General features: G+C 71.7%; 7 protein-coding genes. All 7 read left to right on the plus strand.

The genetic code is table 11. The annotated features are described in order from the left end of the window. The first annotated feature begins 165 nt into the window (after positions 1-165). Complete coding sequence (locus ACFRMQ_RS31950) at positions 166-1,206, plus strand: substrate-binding domain-containing protein (RefSeq protein ID WP_380734215.1); 1,041 nt, start codon at positions 166-168, stop codon at positions 1,204-1,206. Between the two features lie 78 nt (positions 1,207-1,284). Next, the gene (locus ACFRMQ_RS31955) at positions 1,285-2,325 is read left to right on the plus strand and encodes a substrate-binding domain-containing protein (protein WP_380734216.1); all 1,041 of its coding nucleotides are present in this window, start codon (positions 1,285-1,287) and stop codon (positions 2,323-2,325) included. Positions 2,326-2,429: 104 nt separating this feature from the next. After that, entirely contained in the window at positions 2,430-3,014 is a 585-nt protein-coding gene (locus ACFRMQ_RS31960; RefSeq protein ID WP_380734217.1) for a hypothetical protein, read from the plus strand. A gap of 297 nt (positions 3,015-3,311) precedes the next feature. After that, complete coding sequence (locus ACFRMQ_RS31965) at positions 3,312-5,837, plus strand: hypothetical protein (RefSeq protein WP_380734218.1); 2,526 nt, start codon at positions 3,312-3,314, stop codon at positions 5,835-5,837. Between the two features lie 109 nt (positions 5,838-5,946). Next, complete coding sequence (gene pstC, locus ACFRMQ_RS31970; RefSeq protein WP_380734219.1) at positions 5,947-6,978, plus strand: phosphate ABC transporter permease subunit PstC; 1,032 nt, start codon at positions 5,947-5,949, stop codon at positions 6,976-6,978. A gap of 70 nt (positions 6,979-7,048) precedes the next feature. Next, a complete protein-coding gene (pstA, locus tag ACFRMQ_RS31975; protein WP_380734220.1) occupies positions 7,049-8,254 on the plus strand; it encodes a phosphate ABC transporter permease PstA in 1,206 nt (401 codons plus the stop codon). Between the two features lie 83 nt (positions 8,255-8,337). After that, positions 8,338-9,859: substrate-binding domain-containing protein (locus tag ACFRMQ_RS31980; protein ID WP_380734221.1), on the plus strand; the 1,522-nt coding region annotated here is incomplete at its 3' end.

Below are 9,859 nucleotides of genomic sequence, written 5' to 3' on the forward strand. Positions count from 1 at the left end.
GGGCCACGCCAGCGATCAGCCCCTGATGTGGGGGTTGATACCGACCCGCACCTCACCGGGCCTCACCCCGGGGAAGACTCATCTCATCAGTGTCAACGCCTGGCACGCCCCCTACCGCCCGCACGCCGGCCCATCGACCCGGTTCGCGGCGGAGAGGACAGGAAGATGACGATGCGTAGGGCGAAGCTGTGTGCCGCAGGAGTGGTGGCCGCGTCGGTACTCCCGCTGTGGGGCGGGCCGGCGGTGGCGGACCCGGTCGTCCTTCCGGTGGCCCAGGACATCGTGGGGGTGGGCGCGCAGACCACCCAGGGGGTGATGAGCCGGCTCGCGGCCGACTACAACGCCTCGCTGACCGACCCGTACTCCCCCCGGCTGTACAGCTGGGACTCCACCGGCCCCTCGCCGATCACGACCAAGACGGGTGCCGTGCCGATCACCCGGCCGAACGGCGCAGTCGGCGGAGTGCAGGCGCTCCTGAACACCACCAGCGCGACGGTGGACTTCGCCCGATCCGACCGCATCCCGCCGAGTCAGACCCCTCCTCCCGGCTTCAGCTCGATCGTGCTCGCCAGGGACGCGGTGACCTGGTCCGCCCCGGCGGGCGGCAACGCCCCGGCGGCGCTGACCCCGGCGCAGCTCAAGGGTGTCTACCAGTGCGACGTCGGCTTCCGCACCTGGAAGCAGATCGACCCGAGCAAGCCGGACGAGCCCGTCAAGCCGTGGCTGCCGCCGACCGCTTCCGGCACCCGGGCGTTCTTCCTGGCCGCGATCGGCAACCCGGCCCCGGGCGGCTGCGTGCAGACCGGTCCGGAGGAGAACGAGGGCACCGACCCCCGGTTGAACGACGTGAACGCGCTGTTCCCCTACTCGGTGGCCGACTACCTGGGCCAGACGGTCGGGGGCCACGGAACGGCGACGGACAGCCCGGGGGCCCTGACCCTGCGCGGCGTCGTCCTCGGCTCCAACAACGTACCCGTCCCCCCGGTGGCCAACGGCGTCATCAACGCCGTCTTCGTCAACTCCGCCTTCGGCCGCGTGGTCTACAACGCCGTCCGTGACACCGAGTGGACCGCGACCGACGCGCACGGCACCGCGCTGCGCGCCATCTTCGGCCCCACCGGCTGGATCTGCGTCAACGCGACCGCCAAGGCCGACCTCAAGAGCTACGGCTTCCTGGTCACCCCGGCCTGCGGAGCCTCCTTCTAGCCCTGTCCGGCCCTGGAGCCCGTCCCCCCTGTGCCACCCCCGCCGGCCGTCGGCCGCACCTTCCGAAAGGACCGAGCCATGCGTACCGGGTCGAGACTGCTCGTGGCCGCCGCGGCGGCCGTGCTGACGACCGCGTTGTCGACGGGCGGCGCGTCGGCCGATCCCGCGGTGCCGGTGGCGCAGGACATCGTGGGAGTGGGGGCGGGAACCACCCAGGGGCTGATGAACCAGCTGGCCCTCGACTACGACGCCCAGCTCGCGGCGCGGAGCGACACCACGTCGCCCCGGCTGTACAGCTGGGACTCGACCGGCACCTCGACGATCCTCACCAAGGCGGGTGCCACCCCGATCGCCCGTCCGCACGGGGCGTGGGCGGGGGCGAAGGCGCTCGGGTCGTACTCCAGTGCCACGGTCGACTTCGCCCGGGTCGACCGCGGCCCGCTCGTCGGAGACCAGCCCGCCCTCGACTTCGTCGTGCTGGCCAAGGACGCGGTGACCTGGGCCGCCCAGGTGGGCGGCAACGCCCCGGAGGCACTGTCCCCGGCGCAGCTCAAGGCCATCTACCAGTGCGACGTCACCACCTGGAACCAGATCGACCCGAGCAAGCCGGCCACCGCCATCAAGCCCTTCCTGCCGTTCGCCGGCTCCGGCACCCGGGTGGACTTCCTGAAGGCGATCGGCAACCCGACCCTGAGCCCCTGTGTGCAGGACGGTCCGGAGGAGAACCAGGGCACCGACAGCCGACTGAACGACCCGGACGTGGTGTTCCCCTACTCGGTGGGCGACTACGTGGGCCAGACGGTCGGCGGGCACGGAACGGCGACCGACGGGCCCGGCGGTCTGAGCCTGCGCGGCGTCGCCCTCGGCCCCACCAACACGGCGGTCCCCCCGGTGGTCAACGGCATCATCAACACGGCCCTGGCCAACTCCGCGTTCGGCCGCGTGGTCTACAACACCTTCCGGGACGCGGAGTTCACCGCCGGCGACGCGCACGGCAACGCCCTGCGCGCGATCTTCGGCCGCAGCGGCTGGATCTGCACCGACGCGACCGCCAAGGCCGACATCAAGAGCCACGGCTTCCTGGTCACCCCGGCCTGCGGAGCCTACCTCCAGGGCTGAACGTGCTCACCGCCCGTGCCGCGGCGCCGTGCCCCCAAGATCCGCCGGTCCTTCGACCGGTGTTCCACCAGCACCAACTCGATTCCTCTCCCAAGGAGTTCAGCATGTCCCGTACCTCCGCCCGGCTGCTGGCCGGCAGCATCGCGGCCGCCCTCGCCGTGACCGCCCTGAGTGGCGTGGCCGTCGCCGACACCGTGCCGGCTCCCACCGGCACCGCCGTGGCGACCGTGAGCACCGCCTTCGTCTCGGCCGCGGCGAAGAACGGCGTGGTGGTCCTGCCGCTGCCGGACGCGGGTGTCTCCTACACCTCCGCCGAGGGCCTCAAGGTCGACTTCCCGGTGACCGGCGGCTCGGTCAACCTGGTCGGCTACTACGGCGAGGTGCAGCTGGGCGGCAGCCTGCTGTTCATCGACTACTTCACCGGCAAGAGCGTGCGCTTCAAGCAGCTGGCGTTCAGCGCCGACAGCTGGCGGCTGACCGGCGTGCCGGACGGCGGCTCCGCCCCGGTCGAACTGCTGGCTCCTGCGGGCGTGTTGAAGACCGCGAAGACCGGAACCACCCAGACCCTGAACGCGTCGGACTTCACGGTGGACGCCGTGGGCGCGCAGTACCTGGACACCAAGCTGAACACCAAGTTCTTCACCGACGGCCAGTCGGTGGGCTCCTTCTCCCTGACGGTCAACGGCTGACGCCGTCCGACCCCGAGAGGCCCGCGCCGTCAGGTGCGGGCCTCCCCGTGTGCACCGGACAAGTGCCCTACGGAGTCGCTGCGTTGTGCTCTCGTACACGTGGGCGACCGGATCCGGCCATGTGCGGCGGGCCGAATGGATGCGTACCGGAATCGCCGGTCGCGCCCGCAGCCCGATCCCCCTCGCGCCGCGCACCCGGCGGCGCGGATCCGCACGGAGGTGCCCGTCATGAGAGTCCGATTGCCCGCCCGGAGAGAACCGGGGGGGTGGAGACGTCGCCTGCCCGCGGTCGCACTGGTGTGGTCGGTGGTGGTCGCGCTCGGCGTGGTGCCGATCGGCCTGGGCGCGGTGGCGCCCGCCGCCGCGGAAACCGGGTCCGCCAAGACGGTGAAGGGGCCGCACGTCTGGATCCCGGCGACCCAGTCGAAGGGGCCCGAGGGCAGCATCACCGTGTCCCAGGCGAAGAACCTGACCAACCAGGTCGTCCACGTGTCCTGGAGCGGGTTCACCCCGACCGTGGACCCGTTCGGCACGCCGGTGTCGGTGACCCCGGTGCTCGACCGCAACGCCCTCTACCCCGTCCGGATCTACCAGTGCCGGGGCGAGGACCCCAAGATCACGGACTGCTACGGAAGCACGCTGTACAACGCGGATCCGGCCAAGGGCTTCAACCAGAAGAAGCCGGCCGCCGGTCTGACCACGCCCGACTTCTCGGTGAGCAACATGGTCATCGCCCCGACCGGCACGGACGGTTCGGGAGTCGCGGACATCGAGGTCTGGACATCGACGCAGAGCCCGACGCTGGGGTGCGACGACAGCCACAAGTGCTCGATCGTGGTGGTGCCGAACTACGGCGGGGACAGCATCGCGAGCTGGAACCCGTCGGGTGACGTCGACTGCACCAACCACGACTCGGACCTGTACAACGACTTCGGCGGTCCCACCGCGAGCGACAGCGTCAACGGGATGCTCAACGTCTGGAACAACATGGCGACCAGCGAGCAGTGCGCGTGGGACAACCGCGCCGCCATCCCGCTGGAGTTCGCGGCCACCCCGTCCTCGTGCCCGGACCGGGCCTCCGACATGACGATGGCCGGCCTGGAGATGGCGAACCGGGCCGTGCAGCAGTGGCGGGCCGGTCTCTGCCACGGCGACGCGCCCATCTCGCTGCAGTACAGCCCGGCGGGCGGGGAGCCGCAGGCCCGGGAGGACTTCCTGGGCGGCCGGAAGGACGTCGCGCTGACCGCCCGGCCGGACCGCCAGACACCGCCGCGGCCGTACGTCTACGCGCCGCTGGCGACGACGGGCATCTCGGTGGCCTTCGTGGTGGACGACCCGGCCTCCGGCCGGCAGATCCGCGACATGAAGCTCAACGCCCGGCTGCTGGCCAAGATGCTCACCCAGTCCTACGACCCGGACGGCTCGGACATCGCCTCGGTGCGGGGCAACCCCAACTGCGTGTTCGCGGACCAGGAGTTCCTCAAGCTGAACCCGCTGCCCGCGAGCTCGGGCCTGGCCTGGCCGCGGTTCTGCAACACCGGCAACTCCAGCCCGACGGTGGTCGGCGGCACCACGGACCTGGCGTACCAGCTGACCTCGTGGATCGCCTCGGACCCGGACGCGGTGCGCTTCCTGGACGGCGAGCCGGACCCGTGGGGCACGCACGTGAACACCTACTACCTGCGGCCCGCCTTCTCCGGGTACCCGGTCGAGTCCTTCATCCGGCAGGACTCCTCGGGCATCGTCGGCGCCACCAAGGACCCGTACGACCGCTGGAAGCAGTACGAGTGGAACCCGAACACCATGGGGCTCGGCGACATGGCGCGCAAGCTCCTGCAGAACACGCCCAACTGCACCAACGCGACGGTCGCCGGTGACGGAACCCACTCCGGCTGCCCCGCCATGCAGAAGGGCGAGCGGACGCTGTTCACCATCATGGACTCCGGCCAGGCGAAGGCCTTCTCCCTGCCCGAGGCCCAACTGCTCAACCCGGCGGGTCAGTTCGTCTCGCCCGACACCTCCGGCTTCCAGTCGGCGGTGGCGGACATGCCGACCGACGCGACCACCGGTGTGCAGCAACTGCCGTACGGCGTTGCCGACTCGGCCTTCTCCCGGGACCAGCGGGCCTACCCGCTGACCGCCGTGCAGTACGCGATGGTGCCCACCAAGGGCGTGCCGGAGGCCAAGGCGGGAGCGATCTCGCAGTTCCTGAAGACCGTGACGACCAGCGGCCAGGTGTACGGCTTCGAGCCGGGCAAGCTGGCGGCGGGCTACCTCGCGCTGACCGGCGCCCAGCGCCAGCAGGCGCAGGACGCGGCCAAGCACGTGGAGACGCAGGACGGCAAGCTGCCCGGCAACCAGGTCGCCCCGCCGGCCGAGGGCGGCGAGGGGACGGGCGGCACCGGGGGCACCACGCCCGACGGCTCGGGCTCCGCCGACGGCGGCGGCACCACCGGCGGGGGTCTCGGTGACGGCACGACCGGCTCCGGCCTCACCGGCGGCACCTCCGGCGGTCTGACCGGAGACACCGGCACCACCGGCACCACCGGCACCACCGGCACCGCCGCCGCCGCGGCCGGTGCGAAGCCCGGTGCCACGCCGTCCGCGAGCGGAGGCCCGCTGGCCGCCGCCCCGGTCGCGGCCGGCACGCCCGCCGCGGACCGCTCGGGCACGGCCCGGCTGCTGCTCCCGGTGGCGTTGATCGGCGGCCTGGTGCTGCTGGTCGGCGGCCCGGCGGCGCTGATCCTCGGCGGTACGCCGGCCGGGGACCGGGCGCTGAACGGCCTGCGCGCCGGCTGGTCGCGGGTGCGCCGCCGGAGCTGACGCACACGCCGTCGCACGACCCGGCGGGGCCGCCGTTCCGGCCCCGCCGGGCCACCCTCAGGGCCTGGGCTCAGCCCCGGCCGCCGTACCCGAGCACGGAGATGCAGCCATGACAGCCGCCGCCGAGCCCGCGGCGTCGCCCGCCGGGGCGCCGGGCCGACCCGATCACGGACCCGACACCGACGTTCCCCGCGTCATCACCGCCCCCGCCACCCCGGCCGACCGGGTGTTCCGCGGCGTGCTGCGGACGGCCGGGCTCTCGGTGTTCGCGATCATGGGTCTGATCGCCTTCTTCCTGATCCTGCGCGGCACGGACGCCTTCCGCGCGGTCGGCTGGTCCTTCCTGACCGAGCAGAAGTGGCAGACCGCCGCGCACAACTTCGGCATCGCCGCCGTGCTGCCGAACGGCCTGCTGATCGCCGTCATCGCGCTGGTCATCGCCGTCCCGGTGGCACTGTGCACCTCGGTCTTCATCTCCGAGTACGCGCCGCCGCGGCTGCGCGCCGCGCTGGTCTCGCTGATCGACCTGATGGCGGCGATCCCCAGCATCGTCTACGGCCTGTGGGGCCTGTACTTCCTCCAGCCGCGGTTCGTCGGCACCGTCCGCTGGATCGCCAACCACCTGGGGGAGTACGTCCCCTTCCTCAAGGTGCGCACCGGCGACATCGGGACCTCCTACACCTCCTCGACCTTCATCGCCGGCGTGGTGGTCGCCCTGATGATCATCCCGATCATCACCTCGCTCAGCCGGCAGGTGTTCTCCCAGGCCCCGCAGGGCGAGCGGGAGGGCGCGTACGCGCTGGGCTCGACCCGCTGGGGGATGGTCCGCACGGTCGTCCTGCCGTTCGGCAAGGGCGGCGTGATCGGCGCGATCATGCTGGGCTTCGGCCGCGCGATGGGCGAGACCATCGCGGTCGCGCTGATCATCTCGCCGAGCTTCAAGACCATCACGCACGTCCTGGAGAACGGTGCCAACTCGATCTCGGCGCTGATCGCGCTGCGGTTCGGCGAGTCGGACAAGCTCTCGCTGTCCGCGCTGATGGCGGCCGGCCTGGTGCTGTTCGTGCTCACCCTGGTGGTCAACGTGGGGGCCGGCTTCGTGATCAACCGGTCCCGCTCCGGCGCCTCGACGGCGGACTGAGCATGACGCACCGTCCGACCGGCCGCCGCCCGGCCGACCGCCGCCCGAACCACCGTGAAGGGACTCCCCGATGACCACGCTCGACCTGCCGCCGGTCGCGGCGTCCGGGCCCGCCGCCGGCCCGGAACCGGCCGCGCCCGCCGAACCCCGCCCCGAGAAGAAGGTCCGCCTCGGCGGCGTCACCTCCGAGGACGTCCTCACCGTGGCCGGCGCCCTGGTCGGCTCGCTCGCGCTGAACTGGATGCTGTACGAGCGGGTGCTGCCGTTCAGCGGCGCGTCCGGCTTCGTGATCTGCTGGTACGTGCTGTTCCTGGCCGCCTACTTCGCGCTGGGCCGCCTCCAGTGGGGCACCCTGATGGTGCGCGAACGCCTGGTGTCGGTGGTGGCCTGGAGCTCCGGCATCGCGGTCGTCGGGCTGATCATCGACCAGGTCGGCTTCGTGACGGCCCGGGGCCTGGAGGCGGCGCGCCACCTGAACTTCTTCACCGAGTCGATGGAACAGACCGGCCCGCTCTCCCCGATCGACTCCGGCGGCGCGCTCGGCGCGATCGTCGGATCGCTCGAACAGCTCGGCCTGGCCACGCTGTTCGCCGTTCCGCTGGGCATCGCCGCCGCCGTCTTCATGTCCGAGGTCGGCGGCCGGATGGCCCGGCCGGTGCGGACCCTGGTGGAGGCGATGACGGCGCTGCCGTCCATCGTCGCCGGGCTCTTCGTGCTCGGCGTCGTGATCATCACCTTCGGCTTCGAGAAGAGCGGCTTCGCGGCTTCGCTCGCGCTCACCGTGATGATGATGCCGATCGTCACCCGGGCCTCCGAGGTGGTCATCCGGCTGGTGCCCGGCACCCTGCGGGAGGCCTCGTACGCCCTCGGCGGCAGCCAGTGGCGCACGGTGTGGAACGTCGTGCTGCCCACCGCCCGGCCCGGTCTGATGACCGGCGTGGTGCTCGGCATGGCGCGCGGCATCGGCGAGACCTCCCCGGTGCTGCTCACCTCCGGCTTCACCTCGCAGTTCAACGGCAACCCGTTCGCCGAGCACCAGGTGTCGCTGCCGCTGTACATCTGGAACTACGTCAAGCAGCCCTACGACGGGATGATCGCGCGCGGCTTCGCCGCCGGCATGACGCTGATGGCCGTGGTGCTGATCCTCTTCGTCACCGCGCGCGTGCTCGGCGGCCGGGTGCCCGGCCAGCTGACCCGCGCCCAGCGGCGGCGCATGGAGCGCGCTGCCGCGGGCGCCGTCGCCCGTCCGTTCGTCATCCAGCCGAAGAAGCAGTGATGTTCCGTACCACCACCCCCGGAACACCGACCCATCGATCAACCACCCTCGGATCAACCACCCTCGGAACCAGAGGAGTTCACATGTCCTGGGAGGCCGCAAGGCGCTCCGTGGCCCGACTGGCGGCGGGGCTGCTGGCCCTGCTGCTCGCCGCGGCCTCCCTGTTGCTGGGGCAGACCGTCCCGGCGTACGCGGCCTCGGTCGCACTGAACGCGGACGGCTCCAGCTGGGCCGGTCCGGCCATCGACCAGTGGCGCCAGGACGTCGGCCCGCAGGGCATCCAGATCAACTTCAACCCGATCGGCTCGGCGGCCGGCCGCAACGCCTGGAGCCTCGGGCAGGACGACTTCACCGCCTCGGACGTGCCGTTCCGCACCCAGGACGACACCGGCCTCAGCGGTGACCGCCGCAGCGGCGGCCAGGGCACCAAGGAGAACCCGGTCTACGGCTTCTCGTACGTGCCGATCACGGCCGGCGGGACGACCTTCATGTACAACCTGGTGACCGGCGGCAAGCAGGTCCGCGACCTGCGGCTGTCCCCCCAGACGGTGGTGGACATCTTCACCAACAAGATCACCAACTGGAACGACCCGAAGATCACCGCCGACTACGGCAAGGCCCTGCCGAACCTGCCGATCACCCCGGTGGTCCGCTCGGACGGCTCCGGCGCCACCGCGCAGTTCACCCGCTGGATGCAGCACACCCACCAGGGCCAGTGGGAGGCGTACTGCAAGGGCGTCAACGGCACCACCTGCGGCGACTACACCGAGTTCTTCCCAGCCTCCGGCCGGATGACCGCGCAGAGCAGCTCCGACACCGTCGCCGGCTACATCAAGGACCCGAACAACCTGGGCACCATCGGCTACGACGAGTACGCCTTCGCCAAGCGCAGCAACTGGCCGGTCGTGAAGGTGCTCAACGCGGCGGGCTACTACTCCCTGCCGACCGCCTCCAACGTCGCGGTGGCGCTCACCGCGGCGAAGATCCGCGGCGTCGACGACGGCACCCCGTCGACCGACCCGAACTACCTCCAGCAGAACCTCGACGGCGTCTACACCATGGACGACCCGCGCGCGTACCCGATCTCCAGCTACAGCTACGTGATCGTGCCGCGCGCCGGAGCCTCCCAGCCGGTGCCGCCGCGGTTCAACAACGACAAGGGCTCCGCGCTCAGCCGCTTCCTGTCCTACGTGCTGTGCGAGGGCCAGGGCGAGGCGGACGGCCTCGGCTACTCGCCGATCCCGCGCGGCCTGGTCAAGGGCGGTCTGCTCCAGACCAAGAGCATCCCCGGCAACGCCAGCCCGGTGAACCCGGACACCCTCTCCAACTGCGCCAACCCGACCTTCAACTCGGCCGGTGAGCTCACCGTCCTCAAGAACGCCCCGCTGCCCAGCCCGTGCGACAAGAAGGACGCGCCGGTGCCGTGCACCGTGCAGGGAGGCCAGGCCGTCAAGGCCGGCTCGGGCGGCGGCGACGGCGCGGGCAACGGCGGCGGCAAGAACGGCAACGGCGCGGGCGGCAGCGGCAGCGGCAACGGTGGCGGTGCGGGCGGTGCCGGTGGCACCGCGGGTGACCCGAACGCCGCCGGCGGTGCCGCGGGTGACC

Origin of the sequence: Kitasatospora sp. NPDC056783, from assembly GCF_042789895.1 — a bacterium.
Classification (GTDB): Bacteria; Actinomycetota; Actinomycetes; order Streptomycetales; family Streptomycetaceae; genus Kitasatospora.

Coding starts and splice junctions, on each gene's coding strand:
- ACFRMQ_RS31950 (WP_380734215.1), top strand. CDS start 166: ATGACGATGCGTAGGGCGAAGCTGTGTGCCGCAGGAGTGGTGGCCGCG.
- pstA (WP_380734220.1), top strand. CDS start 7,049: ATGACCACGCTCGACCTGCCGCCGGTCGCGGCGTCCGGGCCCGCCGCC.
- ACFRMQ_RS31960 (WP_380734217.1), top strand. CDS start 2,430: ATGTCCCGTACCTCCGCCCGGCTGCTGGCCGGCAGCATCGCGGCCGCC.
- ACFRMQ_RS31955 (WP_380734216.1), top strand. CDS start 1,285: ATGCGTACCGGGTCGAGACTGCTCGTGGCCGCCGCGGCGGCCGTGCTG.
- pstC (WP_380734219.1), top strand. CDS start 5,947: ATGACAGCCGCCGCCGAGCCCGCGGCGTCGCCCGCCGGGGCGCCGGGC.